The sequence below is a fragment of the Streptomyces sp. NBC_00223 genome (genome assembly GCF_036199905.1).
Lineage (GTDB): Bacteria > Actinomycetota > Actinomycetes > Streptomycetales > Streptomycetaceae > Actinacidiphila.
This window is the reverse complement of the sequence record NZ_CP108109.1, coordinates 4,658,172-4,678,352: the sequence shown is the minus strand read 5'-3', so window position 1 is coordinate 4,678,352 and position 20,181 is coordinate 4,658,172. Positions and strand designations below refer to the sequence as shown.

General features: G+C 65.3%; 20 protein-coding genes and 3 pseudogenes. 7 read left to right on the top strand and 16 right to left on the bottom strand.

Going from position 1 to position 20,181, the window contains the following annotated elements:
• Window positions 1-27: 27 nt before the first annotated feature.
• Window positions 28-780, bottom strand: coding sequence for a hypothetical protein (locus tag OHA30_RS19785; RefSeq protein ID WP_328915190.1), 753 nt, complete (start codon window positions 778-780; stop codon window positions 28-30).
• A gap of 57 nt (window positions 781-837) precedes the next feature.
• Window positions 838-1,305: pseudogene (locus OHA30_RS34055) on the bottom strand (TniQ family protein); the annotation flags it as partial.
• A 158-nt stretch (window positions 1,306-1,463) separates the two neighbouring features.
• Between OHA30_RS34055 and OHA30_RS19780 the strand changes: the two are divergent.
• Entirely contained in the window at window positions 1,464-1,835 is a 372-nt protein-coding gene (locus OHA30_RS19780) for a DUF262 domain-containing protein (protein ID WP_328915189.1), read from the top strand.
• On the opposite strand, the gene OHA30_RS19775 is transcribed toward OHA30_RS19780, so the two are convergent.
• Window positions 1,828-2,928, bottom strand: coding sequence for an ISAs1 family transposase (locus OHA30_RS19775; RefSeq protein ID WP_328913296.1), 1,101 nt, complete (start codon window positions 2,926-2,928; stop codon window positions 1,828-1,830). The two genes, OHA30_RS19780 and OHA30_RS19775, sit on opposite strands and share 8 nt — an antisense overlap.
• A gap of 291 nt (window positions 2,929-3,219) precedes the next feature.
• On the opposite strand from OHA30_RS19775, the gene OHA30_RS19770 reads away from it, so the two are divergent.
• The 3 genes from OHA30_RS19770 to OHA30_RS19765 are packed head-to-tail and all read left to right on the top strand — an operon-like array spanning window position 3,220 to window position 4,662.
• Window positions 3,220-4,017: a hypothetical protein gene (locus OHA30_RS19770; RefSeq protein WP_328915188.1), complete on the top strand. Its 798-nt coding sequence runs from the start codon at window positions 3,220-3,222 to the stop codon at window positions 4,015-4,017.
• Window positions 4,018-4,019: 2 nt separating this feature from the next.
• Window positions 4,020-4,361: an MAE_28990/MAE_18760 family HEPN-like nuclease gene (locus OHA30_RS34050; RefSeq protein WP_405785538.1), complete on the top strand. Its 342-nt coding sequence runs from the start codon at window positions 4,020-4,022 to the stop codon at window positions 4,359-4,361.
• Entirely contained in the window at window positions 4,351-4,662 is a 312-nt protein-coding gene (locus OHA30_RS19765; protein WP_328917913.1) for an MAE_28990/MAE_18760 family HEPN-like nuclease, read from the top strand. Before OHA30_RS34050 ends, OHA30_RS19765 begins: the two co-directional genes overlap by 11 nt.
• Window positions 4,663-4,733: 71 nt before the next feature.
• Here the strand turns inward: OHA30_RS19765 and OHA30_RS19760 are convergent, their stop codons facing one another.
• Window positions 4,734-5,255 carry a hypothetical protein gene (locus OHA30_RS19760; RefSeq protein ID WP_328915187.1) on the bottom strand — a complete coding sequence of 174 codons (522 nt, stop codon included), beginning with the start codon at window positions 5,253-5,255 and terminating at the stop codon, window positions 4,734-4,736.
• Between the two features lie 86 nt (window positions 5,256-5,341).
• On the opposite strand from OHA30_RS19760, the pseudogene OHA30_RS19750 reads away from it, so the two are divergent.
• A pseudogene (locus OHA30_RS19750) lies at window positions 5,342-6,810 on the top strand (IS3 family transposase).
• On the opposite strand, the gene OHA30_RS19745 reads toward OHA30_RS19750, so the two are convergent.
• The 11 genes and pseudogenes from OHA30_RS19745 to OHA30_RS19695 form a co-directional block, all read right to left on the bottom strand.
• A complete protein-coding gene (locus OHA30_RS19745) occupies window positions 6,807-7,559 on the bottom strand; it encodes a TniQ family protein (RefSeq protein ID WP_328915186.1) in 753 nt (250 codons plus the stop codon). The pseudogene OHA30_RS19750 and the gene OHA30_RS19745 sit on opposite strands and share 4 nt — an antisense overlap.
• A complete protein-coding gene (locus OHA30_RS19740) occupies window positions 7,559-8,665 on the bottom strand; it encodes a TniB family NTP-binding protein (protein ID WP_328915185.1) in 1,107 nt (368 codons plus the stop codon). Before OHA30_RS19740 ends, OHA30_RS19745 begins: the two co-directional genes overlap by 1 nt.
• A gap of 160 nt (window positions 8,666-8,825) precedes the next feature.
• Window positions 8,826-10,271: a hypothetical protein gene (locus tag OHA30_RS19735; RefSeq protein ID WP_328915184.1), complete on the bottom strand. Its 1,446-nt coding sequence runs from the start codon at window positions 10,269-10,271 to the stop codon at window positions 8,826-8,828.
• The gene (locus OHA30_RS19730; protein WP_328915183.1) at window positions 10,208-11,098 is read right to left on the bottom strand and encodes a hypothetical protein; all 891 of its coding nucleotides are present in this window, start codon (window positions 11,096-11,098) and stop codon (window positions 10,208-10,210) included. Before OHA30_RS19730 ends, OHA30_RS19735 begins: the two co-directional genes overlap by 64 nt.
• Window positions 11,095-11,748: a TnsA-like heteromeric transposase endonuclease subunit gene (locus tag OHA30_RS19725; protein ID WP_328915182.1), complete on the bottom strand. Its 654-nt coding sequence runs from the start codon at window positions 11,746-11,748 to the stop codon at window positions 11,095-11,097. Before OHA30_RS19725 ends, OHA30_RS19730 begins: the two co-directional genes overlap by 4 nt.
• Window positions 11,749-12,152: 404 nt before the next feature.
• Window positions 12,153-12,461: pseudogene (locus tag OHA30_RS19720) on the bottom strand (integrase core domain-containing protein); the annotation flags it as partial.
• Between the two features lie 4 nt (window positions 12,462-12,465).
• Complete coding sequence (locus tag OHA30_RS19715) at window positions 12,466-13,815, bottom strand: IS30 family transposase (RefSeq protein WP_443045133.1); 1,350 nt, start codon at window positions 13,813-13,815, stop codon at window positions 12,466-12,468.
• Window positions 13,733-14,119 carry a DDE-type integrase/transposase/recombinase gene (locus OHA30_RS34045; RefSeq protein WP_405785541.1) on the bottom strand — a complete coding sequence of 129 codons (387 nt, stop codon included), beginning with the start codon at window positions 14,117-14,119 and terminating at the stop codon, window positions 13,733-13,735. Before OHA30_RS34045 ends, OHA30_RS19715 begins: the two co-directional genes overlap by 83 nt.
• Complete coding sequence (locus tag OHA30_RS19705; RefSeq protein ID WP_328915180.1) at window positions 14,116-15,264, bottom strand: ISAs1 family transposase; 1,149 nt, start codon at window positions 15,262-15,264, stop codon at window positions 14,116-14,118. The genes OHA30_RS34045 and OHA30_RS19705 overlap by 4 nt, the downstream gene beginning before the upstream one ends.
• A gap of 445 nt (window positions 15,265-15,709) precedes the next feature.
• Window positions 15,710-16,630, bottom strand: coding sequence for an IS3 family transposase (locus OHA30_RS19700; protein ID WP_328915179.1), 921 nt, complete (start codon window positions 16,628-16,630; stop codon window positions 15,710-15,712).
• A complete protein-coding gene (locus tag OHA30_RS19695; RefSeq protein WP_328915178.1) occupies window positions 16,627-16,935 on the bottom strand; it encodes a transposase in 309 nt (102 codons plus the stop codon). Before OHA30_RS19695 ends, OHA30_RS19700 begins: the two co-directional genes overlap by 4 nt.
• Before the next feature lie 121 nt (window positions 16,936-17,056).
• Between OHA30_RS19695 and OHA30_RS19690 the strand changes: the two genes are divergently transcribed.
• Both OHA30_RS19690 and OHA30_RS19685 read left to right on the top strand, forming a co-directional pair.
• Window positions 17,057-17,584: a hypothetical protein gene (locus OHA30_RS19690; RefSeq protein ID WP_328915177.1), complete on the top strand. Its 528-nt coding sequence runs from the start codon at window positions 17,057-17,059 to the stop codon at window positions 17,582-17,584.
• Complete coding sequence (locus OHA30_RS19685; protein ID WP_328915176.1) at window positions 17,577-18,683, top strand: DUF262 domain-containing protein; 1,107 nt, start codon at window positions 17,577-17,579, stop codon at window positions 18,681-18,683. Before OHA30_RS19690 ends, OHA30_RS19685 begins: the two co-directional genes overlap by 8 nt.
• An 815-nt stretch (window positions 18,684-19,498) precedes the next feature.
• On the opposite strand, the gene OHA30_RS19680 is transcribed toward OHA30_RS19685, so the two are convergent.
• Complete coding sequence (locus tag OHA30_RS19680; protein WP_328915175.1) at window positions 19,499-19,828, bottom strand: deoxyxylulose-5-phosphate synthase; 330 nt, start codon at window positions 19,826-19,828, stop codon at window positions 19,499-19,501.
• Between the last annotated feature and the right edge of the window lie 353 nt (window positions 19,829-20,181).

Genomic DNA, 20,181 nt, shown 5'->3' with positions numbered 1-20,181 from the left:
TGGCCCACTTCCATTGAGACGGGACAGTCACCACGGGTCGCGTCGCCGATACCCCTCCGAGCGTGCCCCGTTGCCACCGCCCTTGGGGATCGGTCCGCGGGCGATGATGTCGCCCATGGCCATCATGCTCTTGGAGCGGTTCATGCTGACGATCCGCAGTGGGAACGAGACCCACGCCTCGCGCCGAAGATAGATCGACAGGGCTTGATCGACGCGACTGGCCTGGTGGATGAGCGGCAGCATGAGCTCCCGCGCCTGTTCCTCGTCCGGGGCGTCAAGCAGCCGCTCGGCGATTCCGAGCACCGCGCCCATGAGAAGCGGGTCCAGCGGTGGGTCGGTGAAGGGACGCGAGCTGTGCTTCTTTCCGGGCCGGTCACGAAGGGCTGCTGCTCGAGTAAGGCGCTCTTCGGCTTCCCGGTCAAGGGCCTTCGCGAGCGCCGGGGTCGCGGCGAAGGAGCGAGCCGCAGGCCAGGAGAGGAATACGAGGCCGAGCAGGGCCCTCAGATCGGCGAAGTAGTCGGCGGCGGGGACCAGCCAGCCTACGCTCGGGGTCACGGCCGGGCCGGTGGGGTCGAGGAGCTTCAGGAGCCGTCGCTGGAGGTCGAGGAGATGTTCCAGCGTCTGCGGATCGGGGGCAGTCTTGGGGCCAGTCCCGACTGGTTCCGAGAGCTGTGCGCCACAGGCCGGCTGGAGGCGCCCGACGGTGCGCGGCGCGATCGTGGTCCGGCACTGCGTCGGGTGGAGATCCTCGTCCCAGGGGCGGGCGATGATGCTGTTCATCTCGACCGCATGGACGGGCTGACGGCAGGCCGGGCAGTCGGTCCGCAGGAGGCGACGGTGCCGAGGGCAGGCAAAGACCGGCGGAAGACGCCAGGAAAGCCGCCAGGCCCCGCCGTGGCGCCGTTGGATCTCGCTCCCGTCCCCGGTGAGGCACTGCGGGCAGTACCGAGTCGCCCGTGTCAGCAGCCATGAGTTGCTGTTGACCATCCTCGCGGCACTGCTGCGCGGAGTGAACCTCCCGTTCAGCGGCCCATACCTGTCGGTGAGTGAGGAGGTCAGCAGTCGGCTAACCTCCCCAGGGACAAGCCGAGTGGTCCGAGCGAAGGTCTGGAGCTGTTCGGGTTCCAAGTTGTGCAACAACCGGATGGGAACGCGGAAGAACACATTCTCCTTGCGTTCGCCGGTGAGCCCAGTGCGGACGGCGACCGCTCCGGGAGACGTCCCAGCCCGGTGCGCAAGGCGCAGGATGTAGCCGGTCAGCGTCTCGTCGGACAGTGGGTCAAGACTGCGAGGCAACGGGCGCATGGCCACATGATGCTTCGTCTCACGGCGCAGCACATGCCCCCACTGATCCTGATCTGGCGGGGGAAGACCATCCCAGCCCACTGCGCCCGACCTCGAAACATGGCCATGCTCGCCGATACACTCGCAGCACTCATTGGCAGCCCTCGGAGCGTGTACAAGTGCCGCACAGCCTGCAGGAAGAGATCGATGACCGATCTCGCGAGATTCACACCGATCGCTATAGCATGTCGATCAATGAGGTCGCGGCCATGTACTTGGACGGAGACCTTGAGACACACCCGGAGTTTCAGCGAATTTTTCGTTGGACTCTGGAGCAACAATCTCGCTTGATCGAGAGCGTGTTTCTCGGGATTCCGGTTCCTCCAATCTTCGTTGCCCAGAGGGCGGACGGTGTATGGGACGTCGTCGACGGAGTCCAGCGACTTTCCACGATTTTCCGCTTCATGGGCGTACTAAAGGATGACGAAGGGCAGCTCGACGTCCCCCCAGGGCGGTGTCGTTCAGTCGCTTGGTCCGGTTTGATCACGTGATGCCGAGGGTGGCGAGCGGGCGGGTGGCGTCGCGTGCGTGGTGGCGGAGACTGGCGGCGATGCCGGTGTGTCCGGCGAGGCGGAGGGCTCCGATGGCGAGGTTGCGGAGGCTGGCCATGGCTCGTGGGGCTGTGCCGGTGCGGACGCGGGAGGCGTCCTCGGCGTAGGTGGTGTCGCGTATGTGGTGGAGTTGGTTCTCGATGCCCCAGTGTCCGCGGACGTGGTGCGCGATTTCGTCGGCCTGTGCTTGCTCGGCGGCCAGGTCGGTGACCGCGTAGACGCGTTCGAGAGTGACCTTGCCAGTGGCGACGATGCGGCGGCGGCGCACGATCTGGACGGCCTGCGCGGCGTGCGGGAAGTCCAGGTCGGCGACGGTGGCGGTCTTGACCCGGCGGATCTCGTTGCGGCCGTGCGCGGTGGCGCGGGTCTTGTCCAGCAACGGCACGTCTCGCCAGGGCAGGTGCTTGAGGCGTTTGTGCAGCAACGGCTGGTTCCCCTTGATCACGGCGATGTAGTGGGCTTTCTTGTCCTCGACGAGGAAGCGGGCGTGCGCGGTCTGGGAGTGCAGGGCGTCGAAGGTGACCACGGTGTCGGTCAGGTCGAGCTCTGCGAGCAGGGGCCGGAAGACGGTGATTTCGTTGGTCTTGCCGTCCACCTCGCGCTGGGCGGTGACCAGGCCGGTGCCGGTCATCGCGGCAAGGAGGTGGACTTGGCTGCCGTCCGCGCGGCGGGCGCCCCGCACCGTCTTTCCGTCCACGGCCAGGGAACGCCGGGACTGCTTGAACAGGTCCTGGTCCCTCGGTGTGCGGCCGGGGTCCCGAGCGGCGAGCCAGGTGCCGATCGCGTTGTCGAGTGCGTTGCCGTCGATGCGTTGCAGGATTCGGCGCACGGTGGCCTCGGCCGGAGCGGTCGGGCCGCTGGGTTCCCGGTTCGGGCCGCCGAGGGCGGCAAGCACGGTGGCCGGGGCGTCTGCGGCCCACTCCGCGATCGCGGTCAGGGATCTCGCGCCGGCCAGCACCGCGCAGGCGGTCAGCGCGAGGACGAAGGCGAGGGGATGGCGGCGGCCCTTGGCCCGGCGCGGATCGGGTACCACGGCGAGACAGTCCAGCAGTTCCGGATGTTCCTCGGGCGCGGGAGGCCGGGCGGTAGTGAGCTGGCCCAGACTGGCAGGGATGGGCGATGATGAGCGGCCAGGCACGGTCTTCCGTTGCGGTGATCAGGGACTCGACACCTCATGATCACCCGGAGGCCGTGCCTGCCTCCGTTCCGGCCCGGTCTACGGATATGGCGGCCAGCCGAGCCACATGAATCGCCATCAAGCCGGTCAGACCGTCTGAACGACGCCGCCCTGGACGTCCCCCTCCCACTGACAAGCGGAGAGTACTTGACATCACTCTCTGGCGTCGTCTGGGACGCGGATGCCGTCTCGCCAGACTCGGAAATCCCCGCATCCGCCGTCAGGGAAATCTCGGAATCCCAGCGCCGAGTCTTCAAGCGCGCACGCCTCGATTTCCAGATCGTACAAAAAGAAAGTGACGATCAGGCAAAGTTTGACCTGTTTCAGCGCTTGAACAGTGGAACTCGGCTTTCGGAACAGGAGGCACGAAACTGCCTTGCCGTAATGCTGGATCCAAGCTTCTCGAAGTGGCTCGACAACCTCGCAGCACAAGATTACTACACGACCGTTGTTGACATCACGGAAAGAAAAGAGCGGGAATCGTACGGGACCGAGAACGTCCTGCGCTACCTAGCGTGCGCCCGCACCTCCATTCAGGAACTGCGAAAAATGGGAGACTTTGGCGAGTTCCTCACGGACCGCATGAGGGAATTTGTCACCGATTCCAGTTTCGACAGAGACCAGGAAGCGGAACGGTTCCGATTCGTCTTCGCCATCCTGAAAGAAGCCTTGGGCGATAAATCGTTCCGCCGCTACTACAGCGACGGCGATCGATTCACTGGAGCATTCAGCGTCTCCGCATTCGAGGCCATCACCAGCGGAATCGCGAGGAACTACGACTTTTGGAAGAGTGTCAGCGAAGAAGATCGCCCTTCGATTATTCGCGGCCGCGTGAAGGATGTCTGGCAAGACGAGACCTTCGGACTCCGAAGCGGCGGAGGAAAGAGCGCCAATAGGCGCATTCCATACATGGTGGAGGTAGGCGAGCGAATCTTTCAGGGCTAATAATGCGGACGTCTGGAGAGCTCGAAGACGCACTGGATGAGGACCTCGCGTGGCGCAGAGTTGAGATGCAGAGCATCCTCGGCCATATTCGTGCAGCACGAGGCCCAAGCAGAAATGGACTTTGTCGCGCCGGCGTCGCCCTCCTCTATGCTCACCGGGAGGGGTACGCAAAGAGATCGCTCTCGAATTATCTACAGTATGTCGCTCGTCGAAAACTGAAGACCTCGGAGCTGCAAGACTGCTTTGTCGCGCTTGCGATGGAGGCGACCATCGCCAAGGAGCAAAACCTCACGGCCTCCAAGAAGTCCATTAGGCGAATCGCACTGCTGAGATATAAAAGATGACCGCCCATTCATCCCATCAAAGGATGGCATCGACACCCAGTCGAACCTGAATAGCGACCTACTCTTCGATGTATTGGGGTCGCTAGGGTTGAACGCGGCACCCTTCGAAACAAAGAGAATGCTGATCGACCACTCGCTTCTCGCCGCCCGCAACAAGATCGCCCACGGGGAGTTTCTGGCACTCGATCGCGAAGGCTACGAAGAACTACACGCCGAGGTGATCTTGATAATTGAGACAATTCGAAATCTGGTAGTTGACGCTGTAGGCAATCAGCTCTACAGGAAGAGCAGCACTGGTTGATGGGTCACCGGGAATAGCGCCTTCCGCTCGTTCACGGCGCATGGTGCCGCTGTAGGTGCTTAACCCTCGGTTCAGGCCACTCGGCTGAAGCCCTGATTCGCGATCCGCTGGCCCATCCGCTGGAACGCGCCACGGTCCTGGCGCGAGGTCAGGAGGATGGCCCGGAGCGGGTAGGAGGTCCCGCTGAGGCGCCGGAACTGGTAACTCATCGAAAAGTTCAGCTCCTTGGCTCCATCAATGATCGGCGCCATCAACTCGTGCGTCTCGTTCTCGTCCGGAGCCGACAGGAGCCGTGCGGCGATGCCCAGCACCGCGCCTGCGACGGCGGGATCCGCCGCCGGATCGCTGTAGTGGTGCGAGGCCTGAAGCCGTCGGCCGGCCTCAGCCTCAGCACGGGACTTGGCGAACTCAGCGTGCCGTTTCTCTGCCTCCCGGTCGACCAGCACGGCCAGGGCCTCCGTGTCGGCGAGTTCCCTGGGGCGGGGCCACGTCATGAAGATCAACGCACTCAGGGCGCGTAGATCAATGAAATACTGGGCCGCTGGAATCAGCCATCCGAAGCTGCCCACTTCCTTCGGCCCATTGGGGTCCAAGAGCCTGTCCCTCTCTGTCAAAGTAGATCGAGTCGGGCATACTGGATGATTCATTGAGTCGAGGGCGGAGAAGGAGTAGTGCCCGGGTGGCCAGCACGAATGACCACGGGACCCCTGATCCGCAGGTGGAAGCCCGCTCGACCGGCCCGCGCCGGTATACCGCGGAGTACAAGGCGAGGATCCTCGCCTTGTACGAGACGTTGGACAAGAAGGGCAAAGGTGCCCTGCTGCGGCGGGAGGGCCTGTACTCGTCGTTGATCACAACGTGGCGGCAGCAGCGGGACAAGGGCGCCCTGGACGCGCTCGCCGCGCCGGCCGGACGGCCGAAGGCGGACCCGCGGGACAGGGAGATCGCGAAGCTGAAGGCGGAGAGGGACCGGCTGGAGGCCGATCTCGCCAAGGCCCGCACCGTGATCGAGGTTCAGGGAAAACTCTCCGCGCTGCTCGACCAGTTCGCCACGGACAGCGCCCCGAACCAGAACGGCGAGAAGGACCAGTGACCGGGGCCGACCCCGCGGCCGGGTTCGACGCTGCCCGCTACCAGGCCCTCGAAGAGCTCACCGGGCTGGTCGGACGCGTCCAGGCATGCGCCGCGCTCGGCGTGAGCCGGGCCACCTACTACCGCCACCACCGCCAGAGCCCCGCCCCGGCCAGGCCGCGGCAAAAACGACGCCGGCACCCCCGCGCGCTCACCCCGGAGGAGGAGATACGGGTCCTCGACGTGCTCCACTGCCCGGAGTTCGCCGACATGGCGCCCGCCGAGATCTACGCCATCCTTCTGGACCGGGGTGTCTACCTGTGCTCGGAGTCGACGATGTATCGGCTCCTGCGACGCCGTGGCGAGGTCCGTGAACGCCGCCGCCAGGCCGTCCACCCGCCCCGGGCGGTGCCCGAGCTGATCGCCGAGGGCCCGAACCGGGTCTGGAGCTGGGACATCACGAAGCTGAAGGGGCCGGTCAAGGGCGTCTACTACTGCCTCTACACGATCATCGACATCTTCAGCCGCTACACGGTCGGCTGGATGATCGCCGACCGGGAGAACAAGGACCTCGCCGGGCGGTTCCTGTCCGAGACGATCGCCAAGTACGGCATCGGGCCAGGCCGGTTGACGATCCACTCGGACCGCGGGTCCCCGATGGTCGCGCAGAACGTCGCCCAGATGATGGCCGCTCTCGGCGTCACCAAGTCGCATTCGCGGCCGAAGACGTCGAACGACAACCCGTACAGCGAGAGCCAGTACAAGACCCTGAAATACCGGCACGACTTCCCGGACCGTTTCGGCTCCCTCGAGGACGCCCGGGCATGGTGCACCCATTTCTTCACCTGGTACAACGAGGAGCACCGGCACTCCGGGATCGGCCTGCACACCCCCTACGACATGCACTTCGGCCTCGCCGAGCAGCTCCGCGAGATGCGTGCCGACGTCCTCCAGGCGGTCTACGCGAAGCACCCCGAGCGCTTCGTCCGCAAGCCGCCGGAGCCGCCGAAACTCCCCGCAGCAGCCTGGATCAACAAACCGGCACAAGACGGCCCACTGATCCCGGCACAGCGTTAGAACGATCTACCTGCCTTGATCGCTTTGACAGGTTCCGTGTCGAAGTAGTGCTGAAGCCTCAGCAACGCGGCGACCGCGGAGGGAGCGTGAGGAAGTCGGTCCGCCTCGGCGCCGGCCAGACCCGCACCGCAGATCACTCGTGTGCCAGGGAGGGTGGCTCTGCACTGAGCGGGGTGCAGGCCCGCTTCGGAGGCTCGGGCGATCAGGCTGCCGGCGCGTGCTGCGTTGATGTCCTGCCCGCAGCGAGGGCAGCCGTACAGCAGCGGGCGCTGATGACGTAGACAGGCGAAGACAGGAGGCAATCTCCAGGACCGGTGCCAACGCCCTCCATGACGCTCTTCGATCTCGGTTCCGTCACCGGAGAGGCATCGCGGGCAGTACCGGGTCACCCTGGTGAGAATCCAGCGGTTGTTGTGGACCATTCCCGTGGGCGTACGGAACTCGGCCAGCAGACGTGCGTTCAACGGACCGTAGCGCTCGCCCAACGGAGAGATCAGCAGCGCCCGGGCCTCGTCATGCGTGAGGCGAGTCGCGCGGGCGAACGCGTCGAGCCGCTGCTCGTCCAGGTCGTGCAGAAGGCGTACGGGAATGCCGTTTCGACCGCGTCCCTGAACGACGAGCCCTGTCCGGACGGCGATCTCCAAAGGTGCGGCGCCGAACTGGTTCGCGAGCCGGAGAAGGTAGCCGTGGATCGATTCGTCTTCCAGCGGGTCGAGGCTCCGGGGCAGAGGACGTAGTCGGTCCGCCATCAGGCATCGGCGGCGGGGAGGCCGCCCTGGTCGTCGAAGACGGTGTTCCGGCCGCGCTTGCGCCGCTTGGGCGGTGCTCCTCTTCCTTCGTCCTTGAGCACGGGGACCTCGCCGGAGCCCGGGTCCCGCCCGGGGACGTTGCCGAGGTTGATGGGGATCTCCTGGAGCAGATCGATGGTCAGGTTCTCCTGGCCGTTCTCCATAGCCTTGGTGCAGCCGTCCTCGATAAGGCGTTTCAGCAGCCCGACGATCCCCTCGGTGCGGCGGAACAGGTACTCGGGCATCGTGCCGTCGGTGAGCATGCCCGGCGTCGCCCGAAAGAGCCGTAGTTGGTCTTCGACGCCGGCGAGGTGGTTGACCCAGGCGGCGATGCCGTCGGTGGTGTCGTAGTGGAACGGGTCGAGGTTGATCATGTCGAAGCGGCGTTCGGTCTGGGTGGCTGCCTCGTCGTTGTGGCTTCTGCCGCGTTTGACGGGCGACAGCACCGTCTGGCCGGTGCGCGGGTCGTGACGTCCTTCCCGTAGCAGCCCGGAGCCGGGGATGTTGACGCCGATGAGGACGAGCGTGACGTTCAGGCTCATCAGGTCCCGGATGAGATCGAGGGTGTCCTGGTCGTCCTCCCGGTGCATCTTCAGCCGGGTGATGTCGTCGAGCAGCAGCGCTGTGGTGCAGTGCGCGTGCAGGGACTCGCGGACGTTGCGGATCAGCCCCCGCAGGGTCTTGGCGTGCGGGGCTCCGTAGAAGTCCAGGATCGCCTCGCACAGTCCCTTCGGCGTGGCCTTGACCGGCGTCTGGCAGTAGGCCACCGGCAGGAAGAGGTCCCGGGTGCCGGGAATCGCGTTCGGGTTGAGCTGGTGGTGCAGGTCGCGCCAGAAGTCCTCGAACTCGGCGGCGGTCTCGCACGCCGTCTCCGTCTTTCCCTGGTAGCCGCCACCGTTGATCATCAGTCCGTCGCGGGTGCCGGGTGTCTGCTTCAGCGCGTTGTTCTGGAGTCTGGCTCGCATCAGCGCGGTGACCTGCGCGCTCATCGGGGTTTCCTGCATCCGCAGGTTCACATGGGTCGCCGCTCGGTGCAGGTCGTGCAGCCCGCGCTTTCGGGGGCTCATGGCCCGGTACTGGTCCAGCGTCAGTCTCGGGGCCGGAATGAAGGCTCCTCGTGTCCGCCGCCACTGTTGGTATCCCTCGTGGGTGACCCGGTTCGGTGAGGGACCGATCCGGAGGAACGGGACCACACCGTCCTGTGGTCCACTCTGGCCGTCTGCCACGTCATTCCCCTCCGGCCGGGAGCGAACCGCCGCCCGGCTCAACCTCGCCGTTCTCGTCCCCGTCGGGCAGGATGAACAAGTTCCTCTTGCGGTAGCTGGCGCCCAGCGGGGGCGGCAGCGCGGGCCGGGTCGGCCCGGCTTCTTCTCTGCGTCGGCGGCGCTCAGCGTCCAGGCTCTCCTCGGCTCTGCGCGCCTGCTCCGGCCAGTGCAGGTGAACGACGGTGTCTCCTGCCGCCCGGGCGGCAGGCTCCTCCTCGGCCCGCGGCGCCGGGCGGTCGGCGGCAGCGGTATTGGCCTGGATGACATCGCGGGCGTATTCGGTGCGCTGGGACTTCTTCAGGCGCGTCGGCCAGTGCGCGACCGGTGTGTGCAGGCCGATCATGTCGAGGAGAAGCGGCAGGAGTTCGGCGTCCGTCTTCGGTTTCAGTCCCGCCTTCTGGGCCCGCTGCAAGAGGTCGCGCACCCGTGCGTCGCCGAAGGCCGGCGTCCTGCCCTCCGGCGGGAGCCCGGTCCAGCGCAGCGGGTGCCATGCGTGGGTGAGCGGGTCCTGGAAGAACACGGTGCGGCGGTCACGGGGCTCGCGGTGGACGATCCACTGCCCCTTGCGTCTGCCGCCGCGGGTTGACCGCTGGTCACGGTAGGGATCCAGAGCCGGACCGTCGTAGCAGAGCCCACGGATCTTCACTCCGCGGCGGCCGTGAATCTTCGTCACCGAGTGCTGCGGCAGCAGCTGGTAGTAGAGCTCGGGCGAGGGGATCTCCATCGCGAAGCCATCCTGGGCGAACGAGGCCGCGAAGAGCGAGTTCGGGCTGTGGTCGCCGCCCGGGTCCCAGCTCGGCGCGTACTCGCCCAGGCGGCGCTGTTGCCACACCTTCACGATCCACGTCGCGATCATGTGCTCCATCTGCTCGATGGTCCACGTCGCGTCGCCCTCCGGGTCGGCCCCGCGGTCGGCAACATCGACCCCGGTGTAGCCCAGCAGATGCTCGAACAGCAGAGACCGGATGCTACCGAAGGCCCTCTCCACGACCTGCTTGTCCGTGGGACGCAGGACCCTGGAGGGAAGGAGGTTGCAGCCGAGCACGCGCTGAACGTCAACGAGATGGTGATTGCGGTAGACCGACCCATGGTCGGTGGTCACGGTCTCCGGGGCGAAGAACGGCAACCCGGCAACCTCATGCCCGGCGAACTCGGCGACCACGGCGGCAGGCAACCCCGGGTAAGGCCACTCCATCTCCTCGCCCCAGTCCGCCCGCATCGGCAGCGGCAGCATCACGTCCCGCAGCAGCATCGCCACGTCCACCGAGGTGTCGGAGACGAGCGTGAGACGGAAGGCGCATAGCGAGTGCGTGTAGACATCCATGGCGAGAGTCAGGTGGACCTTCACCGGATCGCCGAACACACCCTCACGGACCATGATGGGCAGCACCGTGCTGTCCAGCGCCACCACCTGCCAGGGCGGTGGACCACCACATGACCGGCCTTGGTGGGCAGCTGGGCCGAGCGCTCATAGCGCTGACGTGCCCCGCTCGGGCCGAACCACTCCTTCCAGACCCTCAGCAGGGTGTGATAGCCCGGGACAGCGGTGTCCGGGCCGAAGGTCTCTCGTACGTACTGGTGGATCATGGCCTCGCGGGTGCGGCCGTCCACCCGGGAGCGGTGCAGCGTCTCCGCCCGCACCGCGAAGATCGCCTCCCGGACCTCCTCACTGATGCTCGGATGCCCGCCGCTCTCCCGCAGCCATCGGTCGTCCGCGCAGCCGATCAGCCCGAAGCGGCTGCGGTTCTTCTCCCAGCGGATCAGCGTGCGGTAGCCCACCTCCGCGAGGCCAAGCAGCTTCGCTTCCTCACGGTTCAGGGCTTTGAGTTCGGCGACCTTCGCCAAGCGCCGTTCGGTCAGCGTGGTCATCTCCGGGTCGTACTCGGGCTTCGGTTCCCCCAGCCCCGGCCGCAGTGGATCGCCGCTGCGGAACCCCGTCTTCACTTCCAGCAGATGAGCCACACGCAGGTCGGCCAGCCGGCGCCTGTCCGGCTTCAAGTCCCCCACCGAAGCGGGCTGCCGACCACGGCCCGCCCCCGAGCCCGACGTCCGGGACGAAGGTCGGCAGTGCTGGTGATTGGCCAGGAATCGGAACGTCAAGCGCTGCCTTGACCCGTCGGGTCCCACCAACTGGACCCGCCCGAGATGCGGTTCACGCCGCTCGACGATCCATTCGACGTCATCGAGCACCACCCCGGCACCCACGGACAGGTCCAGCGCGTGAGCGGTACTCACGACGACTCCGATCCGAGAACGACCGTGGAACTGTCCCCGAGAGGCCGGCCCAGATCGATGCCGACCCGGCGGTGCCACAGCAGATGCAGCAGATGGGCCCGGGCGACCGGCTCGAACGCGCTTCCCGCCGCGATCTCCCCGAAAGTCATAGCCACACCGGCCCCGGCGAGCAGGCCCGGCCTGACACCCAGCGGATCCGCGAGCGGCCGACGCCTGGCCGACATGGCATCCACCGCCATCAGCACGTACGGCTTCCACCGCGCAGCCACCGTGTAGTGCCAGCCGCAGGCCAACGCAGCCTCAGCCGCCGCGGCGAAGGACTCCCGGTCCTCATCTCCGATCAGATCAGCAGGGCGGACGTCGATCAACCAGATGCCCAGGCGGCTTACCACAAGGAAATCGGGGGTGTGCCTGCGCCATCCGACGGCTGTAAGGAACCTCAGCCGAAGCGGCTGCGAGAGGACCTCGACCACGCCACCGGCGAAATCCAGAACCAGCAGCAGCCCGGCCTCCTCCAGACTCTCGAAGCCGTGCAGACGACCGGTACTGACCATGTACTCAAGCCCGGGACGATGACGCTGATCACGCCGCCACGTGAAACCCCGCATCGGCCCCAGCCCGGTGACTGGAACGGCTGCCAGATCAGCCACCGCGCTTGTGACCTCACCCCCTGCGTATCGCCAGGTAGCCGTCCACGACCGCGTCCACCCCTCGCCCAGATCGAGCGCCTGACGCCCTGCGCCGACGGAGACCGGCACGAGCAGGTCGTCCCACCTGCACGCATGCGACCACAGGGGCTCGTACGCCGCACCGTCAGCCGTCCGGACGTGTACCCCGCCAGATCCTTGAACCTCCGCCACGTCTCCAGGGAAGCGAAGCCCGGCGCACGCCGTAGGCGATCTTCGGTACTGGTGACAACAAGACCGCAAACGATCTCAGCGTGACAAAAATCCTGCACTTCCGGTGACAACAATCCCGCTCACGCCGTCGCGGGGGCTGACGTCGGGACGACTCCCAGGTGACAACCTGAACCGTTCCGGGTCCGGTGGAGACTCTAGATCTTGACTGTGACCTGGTGTTTCTTGTCGGTCTGGTGGTAGTTGGCTTCGTATTCTGCGGGCGGGATGTGGCCTATTTCACCGTGCAGGCGGTGGTGGTTGTACCAGTCGACCCATTCGGCGGTGGCCAGTTCGACGTCGGACAGGGTTCGCCATGGCCGGCGGGGCTTGATCAGTTCGGTCTTGAACAGGCCGATCGTGGATTCCATCAGGGCGTTGTCGTATGCGTCGCCGACGGATCCGATGGAGGCGGCGATGCCCTCCCGCTGAAGGTGTTCAGCGAGGGCGAAAGAGGTGTATTGGCTGGACTCAACCGGTTGTTGCAACACCGGCTTTTTGAAGCAAGAGTAGCTGCTCGCTGAACGCCTCGGCGGGGGTCCTCCAACCAAGTGTCTTGCGCGGTCTGGTGTTCAGCGTGTGAGCAATGGCTGCGATTTCTTCGGCGGACCAGCGCGAGAGATCGGTGCCCTTCGGAAAATACTGGCGCAGGAGTCCGTTGGTGTTCTCGTTCGTGCCGCGCTGCCATGGGCTGTGCGGATCGGCGAAGAACACGGGGATGCCGGTTTCGACCTGGAACAGCGTGTGCGCCGACATTTCCTTGCCGCGGTCCCACGTCAGCGACCGCCTCAGCTGCCCGGGGAGCATCGACATCGTGTTGGCGAGTGCCTTCTTCATGGAGATCGCTCCGTAGCCGGCCAGTGCGGGGCCGTTCTTCGTTCGGGGGATCGTGCCGTATCCCTCTTCGCGGGGCAGGTGAACCAGCATGGTGAACCGGGTCGACCGCTCGACAACGGTGCCGATCGCGGAACGCTCCAGCCCGATGATCAAATCCCCTTCCCAGTGGCCGGAGACAGCACGGTCCTCGGCCTCGGCGGGTCTCTCGCTGATCAACGCTTCTGGTGTGACGTGCGCCCAGGTCTTCCGCCGTGACCGCGCCCGCGGCGCACGCAGAGCGCGGCCGGTCCGAAGGCATAGGATGAGTTCGCGTTTCAGCGCCCCGCGGCCCTGGATGTAGAGGGCCTGGTAGATCGCCTCGTGACTGATGCGCATGGATTTATCATCCGGGAAATCAAGCCTGATCCGGTTCGCGATCTGCTCTGGGCTCCATGCCCGAACCCAAGCACGATCCTGGCGATGTGGCTTGTTCCGCCCCGTCCACGAGCCCGTCACCGGTCCCGCGATCGGCATGCCGCCAGAGGTGGTGATCTGGCCGGACAGCCTCTCCTGGACATAGGCGTGCAACCGCGGATTGGCGACCAGTTTTGCTGTCTTCGGACGCCGGGCCGCCATATCTGCTTTCCACTGTGCCACCGACGCCCGGTAGTCGAGCTTCCCGCTTCTTGTGGCGGCATTGCGTCGCAGCTCACGGGAGATCGTGCCTGGATCACGACCGACGTCCCGGGCGATCTCGCGTACTCCCTTGCCCCGCGCCCTGAGCAACGCGATCTCCTCCCGCTCGCAAAACGACAGGTATCTGCCCGAGGGCGGCTTCGGATCGAACGGTCGCATGCCGCCACACTGTCGGTACCAGCGCGTTGCGACCGCCGGCGCCACGCCAACGACGGCGGCGGCCTCCTCAGGCAGAAGACCCTTGGCGATCTCCGTCCAAAACGCCCCCTCGACATGACGCTGATACTTCGGATGCCCCGGAGACCTCAGCTTCGGACGCAGCGCCCGGTCCGCTGCCTGCTGACGACGCACCATCCAACACCTCCACGAACACGAGGTGTTGCGACCACCAGTTGAATCCGCCTTGCGACCCGGCGTCGCTGTGGTGTACCAGTTGGCCGTGCTGGTGGCGGCTGCCTTCCCGGTCGCGCTGCCACAGGCCCATTTCCACCGCGGCCAGGACGAGTTCGGTGTGTTTGGTGGTAGCCGCGGACCAGCCGACGATGCGGCGGGAGAAAGTGTCGACGACGAAAGCGACATAGACCGTGCCTGCCCACTCCCAGGGCTTGATCAAGTTCCGGTGAGGTCGGGCTTGGGGGTGATGCCCAGGATGGGGAGGGCTCGTTGTGGTTGGTCGCGGATGGCGCGGGTGGTCTTGGCGATGTTGGTCGCTCCGAGGGTTTTGAGGGCTCCGATGGCGAGGTTGCGGAAGGCGGCCATGGTGCGGGGTGCGTTGCCGGCGTGGACGGTGGAGGCGTCCTCGGCGAAGGTGCGGTCGCGGATGTGGTGCTGAGCCTCCACGATCCAGTGTCCGCGCAGGTAGGAGGCGAGTTCGGCCGGTTTTGCCTGGTGGGCGTCGAGACTGGTGACCGCATAGACGGTCTCGCGGGTCTCCTTCGCGCCGGCCGCCTTGCGGCGGCGGTGGACGCGGATGGCGAGCTTCGCGTAAGGGAAGGCGATGCCGCCGAGGTTGTCGGCGATGGCGAGGGTCTTGATCGACCGGGACTCCCGGCGGCCGTGCCCTGTGTTCGAGTTGGTGTGCTGGACCGCCACCGCGTTCCAGTCCAGACCGTCCAACTGCGTCCAGACGATGGGCTGGTTGGGCTTGACGACCGCGACGTAGTGCGCCTTCTTGACCTCGACCAGCCAGGTGACGTTGGCCTTCACGGTGTGCAGCGCGTCGAAGGTGACCACCTCCCCGTCCAGGTCGAGCGGTGCGAGCAGGGGCCGGAAGTGCCGCACCTCGTTGGTCTTGGACCCGACCTCGGCCTGGGCGAGGGTGACCGGGCGGCCGTGGGTGACGGCGGACAGCAGGTGCCGGCGGGGCTGGTCCAGGCGGGCGGAGCCGCGCAGTGCCTTGCCGTCCACGGCGATCACCCGCCGTCCACCCGGGGCATCTGCGGTCGCAGCGGCGTGGCGGTGGACCAGCCAGGCGCCCACAGCCGCGTCGAGTGCGTCGGCGTCGAGGCGTTCGAGGAGCCGCCCGATCGCCGACCTGGACGGCGCGTGCCGCCGGCGCAGCAGGTGACGGCGGACACCGAGGGTGGCGAGCAGTCGGGCGTCAGCGCGGGCGCCCCACTCGGCGAGTTCGTCGATGGTCCGGGCTCCGGAGACCGCGGCTGCCGCGCAGACCAGCAAGATCGAGGCCAGCGAGTACCAGCGGTCCCGCCGGGAACGCGGATCAGGAACCGCTTCCAGGCAGACGCGCAGGTCAGGCACATCGTTTGGCTCAAGAGGACCCAACTTGGCCAACACAGCAGGGATCGAGGAAGATGAGACAGCGGACACGGGAACCTCTTTGATCACTCGGCTTCGACACCTGAATGATCACGGACCCCGTGTCCGCTCCCTCATCCACCCCAACCCGCCCCAACCTCAGACGGGTTGGACGATCCCGGGAACTTGCACAAGCCCTGCACCCAACCCCCACCACCAGCCGCCGAACCTTAACTACCCGGCATTGCCACTAGCCCCCGCCCGTCCCCGAACCGAGCGAAGTAGTCCGGAGCGTGCGAGATGCGCTTACCCCGCTCGTCCTTCCAGAACAGCCACAGAGGCTGTGACAGCAGCCCCGTCACCTCCGGCGTGAAGTCCACAGCATCGCGTGATCCCGCTCCAGCCACGATTCGAACCTGAGGTTCCCCCGGTGTGCGGGTGTGGCTGACTAGCTGGTCGGGGCGGGTTGACGTGGTTTCAGGTTCGTTGGTTCGGTCGTCGCCCGGTTGGCGTAGTGCTTCTCTTCGTACTCGATCGGGCTGAGGTAGCCGAGCCGTTTTTGGATGCGGCGGGGGTTGTAGAAGCCGTCGATGTACTCGAAGAGCGCGAGGTTTGCTTCGGCTCTGGTGGCGAAGACGCGGCCGCGGATGCACTCGGTCTTGACCAGCATCCACAGGTTCTCCGCGAGGGCATTGTCGAACGAGTCGCCGACCGAGCCCATGGATGCCTGGATCCCGGCCCTGACCAGGCGTGTTGTGAGTTTCACCGAGGTGTATTGGGTGCCGTGGTCCGCGTGGTGGACGAGTTCGCCGGGCGCGACTTCGGGGCTGGCCAGGGCGTATTCCAGCGAGGTCAGGACCAGGTCGGCGTCCGCGCGGGCGGAGGTCTCCCATGCCACGACCCGGCGGGAGAACGCGTCCCGGATCGCCGATAGCCACAAAGGCCCCTCCTGGGTGGAGATCATGGTGAGGTCGGTGACCCACAATCGGTTCGGCCCGTTCGCGGTGAAGTCGCGTTGCACCAGGTCAGGAGCGAGTTCGGCGTCGGGGTCCCGGCGGGTGAAACTCTTGCCCCGGCGGGGGCTGATCCCGGCCAGGCCGGCCTGGCGCATGAGCCGCTCGACGCGCTTGCGGCCGACATGGACACCCTCGCGCTTGAGGACGGCGTGCACGCGGGGTGAGCCGTAGATCCCGCCGGACTCGTCGTGGATCTGGCGGATCCTGCTGGTCAGCCCGGCGTCCTGGCGGCGCCGTTCGCACGGCTCGGTCACGGCTTGGCGCCAGCGGTAGTAGGTGGAGGAGGGGATGTCCAGTTCCCGGAGTACGGGCTCGGCCCCCAGGTGCGAGTGCTCATCGAGGAGCGCGGTCATCGGGGCCGGGTCGGGTCGAGCTGGGCCGCGAAAAAAGCCGAGGCCGTCCGCAGGACCTCATTGGCACGCTTGAGCTGGGCATTCTCCTTGCGCAGGGCGGCCAGCTCCTCCCGCTCGGCAGTGGTCAGCACATCGTCCCGTTCGCCGGCGTCCGCCTCGGCCTGGCGGATCCAGTTGCGCAGGGCCTCGTGGTGCACGCCGAGTTCCTCGGCCATGCGACGGATCACGGGCTTCGGCTCGGCCGCCCGGTACATCCGCACCGCACGCTCACGCAACTCCAGCGGGTACTTCCTCGGGGCAGGCATCGTCAGGGCCCCTCTCATGAAACCCATCTGACCTGCTGTCACCATTCCCCGCATCTCGGGGGAACCTCAACCCGAATTCTGGAAGGAGTTCAGTTCTCTGGGGCAGGAAGTTGACTACTTTGTGACCGCCCGGCTGTTCGACGGAACGCCCGCGGTATGGCCTCAAGAAATCAACTACATCAAATGGCGACATCTGGTTGCAACCGAGCTAGGCGTGGACCCGATGGCCGTCCAGCTAGTCGGAAGCGCACGCCTGGGATACTCCATAAACCCGAGGAAGAACTTTAGGAAGTTCCAGGAAGACTCGGACTTGGACATCGCGGTGATCTCTCCAGAGCTGTTCGATAGGGCATGGGCTGAGCTCCGAGAAATCATAGAGGACGAGCTCTTCTCTCAGAAGAAGAACTACCTGCGCAAGCTGGTTTTCGAGGAGTGCATCGCCCTAGACATCGTGCTGCCACGGCTTTCCTTTGGCGAGCAGTGGTCACGGTCCAGAGATCTCTTCATCCAGGATCTCGGTAGCGCCTTCAGGAACTGTGAGGTCAATTACCGCCTGTACCGCAACCACAGGTCACTCAGAAGCTATCAGGTGAAAAGTGTGAACATTGCGCGCGATCGCGCTATCGAGGAGGGCGTACACCATGGCTGATCACGGACTCAAGTTCGAGATCGAGTCGAAAACGGTAGCGGAGTTTCGGTCGCTGGACAAGTCCGGCGAGCTAATCCTCCAGCCCGAGTACCAGCGCCAGGCCGTTTGGCCCGAACGTGCCAAGGTCTCTTTGATGGAGACCATCCTCCTCGGGTATCCGATCCCGGAGATCTACCTCGCGTACGAGACATCGCCGGAAAGGGAACAGACCGCTTCCGTTGTCGACGGTCAGCAGCGACTCACCTCCTTGCTTGATTTTCTGAAAAATAAGTTCCCTCTGGACGGGCTAGAGGACGAGACACTAAGCGAGAAGTTCGAGGGAAAGCTCTTCAAAGAGCTACCCGACGATGTGCGTCAAGAGTTCTTCCAATACCGATTCCCGATTCGGCGCCTTTCTAACCTTGCCGACGAGTTTGTGCGCGCAGTTTTTGCTCGCGTCAACAGGGTCAACATGGTACTGACGGAACAAGAGCTAAGAAATGCTTTGCTACCTGGCCCGTTCAACGACTTCCTCAAAGACTGCGCGGCTCATCAGCTAAGCACAGAATCCGGCGTCTTCAGTGGTGAGCGACGTAAACGAGGCGGCGATCTGGAGTTCTACGCCGAGGTCTTCGGCACCTGCATCTTCGGACTGTCCAATAAAAAGACCGAACTCAACGAACGCTATGACGAGATTTCCACAGATTTCGAAGACTATCAGCGTCGTTCAGTGGAATTTCTAGAACTACTGACGCTCCTCAGCAGTACCATCAAGTGGGTCGGCCGAACCAGATGGTCGAACATCGTCGACATGTTCACGCTTCTACATGTCGCCTGGGGACTGCGCAAGGAACTAGGAAACGCCGGCCCGGACCAGAAAAAACAGATTCGGGACCTTCTGGACCTGTTCCAGCGCGCAGTCTCAGACAAAAAGCGCAATGGCGGTAACGAAGAAACTGCTGGCCTTTTGGCATCTCTTGCAGCCATGGCCAACATGACGACCGAGCAGGTCAAAAATATCGTCGAAGAGTACACTTCGGGGATCCGGAACTCGTCCGACCTGGGCTCACGCCGAGTCCGCTCTCAGCAGCTGACATTGATTCTTTCAAAGAAGCTCTAGAGCGACCAAATTAAGCTTGCCCTTTAGGCCCTGACCTCGAACGATGCCTGAATTGGATCACTCGGACGGGGGTACGTCGGGTACGAGGACGGCCTTCGTCTAATCTTTCACTCCGCCACAGGTGCAATATGACTTCGGCGTATTCTGCTGATGCCTGGTTGCTGACGTCTCAGCGCGGGCGGGCCCGCTGCAGAGCAGGCACGGACGTCCGTGATCATCGAGTTCTTTACGCTCTGTGACCTTGGACTGCCCGTGCCCGCCTGTGGGGGCCAGCCGGACCCCGTTGTCGTCGATCACCTCGGTGACGAGCTGCTGAGGCCAATCCACATACCGGCCTACGGGTTGGCACAACGCCTGTCTCCATCGCGCATATCAGGGCCGGTTCGGAAGCTGCGGCCGGTCAGGTAGAGAGGGAGGAAACGGCGCTTGGCATGAAGTTCCCAAGGCTCCCATCCGTCGCCGGCCCGCCCGCATGCCCTTCGAGTGGTCTGGCGTCGCGCTGGATCTGACCGAGCACGACGCACCACGTCTCCCCTTCGTCTTTCGGGCGCCACGCGGCAACGACACTGCCGTCCCAGGAGAACTGAACAGGGCCAGGTCACGGTCGCCGCCAAATACCAGAACATATAGGCCTCCTGAGAGCGCAACAGGAGATCAGAGTCGTCCCGACAACTTTGGTGGGACGCCCCGGCCTGGGACCGTCCCACCGAAAACGACAACTCCCTGATCAGAACAGGCCCGTCTGCTCACTTCTGCTGGGAACGGACAGTGAGTAGCCGAGTTGGCCGACTGAGCTTTCCGCGGTCAGCGCGCCGTCACGGGACATCCCGTCGTGTGAGCGCCTTCGTGACCGGCTCGCCACTACGCCGCGCGTACGTCATCCGTTCACGCACCTCGCGCAGGGTCCGAGGGCGGTACCCGGGTCCGGCGCAGCAGCTCTTGTGGAAGCCCACGCCCGCGTTGAAGAGAACCGTGAGGGTTCGCCACGCGGCGGAGTCCCGCCGCCGGGGCGCGGCGAACGCCGAACCGGCATGGATCATCGGCTCCGCACAGCGCGGACAGACTCGCTGCCTCGTCCTGTCGTACGGCTGCTTGTAGGAGACCCGGCAGGAGAGGCAGACGTACGAGGTCTTCGCATGGGCCATGAGGTCAGCCTAGAGATGGTCCCGGAAGCCAGCCAACGGATTCACGTACGAAAGGGCCGGAGGTCGGCGGCGCGCGGGCTGCCCCGGCTCAACTGGCCAACAGAAGGGCTCAGTCACACCTCCTGGCAGGTGCGTGCGCTTCGTCACCGGACCGGTATCACGCTCGACCGGGTCCGCGGGATCGCTGAAGCCGTGCTTCATCCCAAGGGGGACAAGGGCGCCTGAGCTCTGATCGGTCCGGAGCGCCGAACCGATCGCGCGCCCGGCCCGCGGGCCTTCCCGCGCGCCGACACGCAGAACGCCGCAGTCCCCCGCTCGGGGAAACTGCGGCGAACCGCCGTACGAAACCGGCT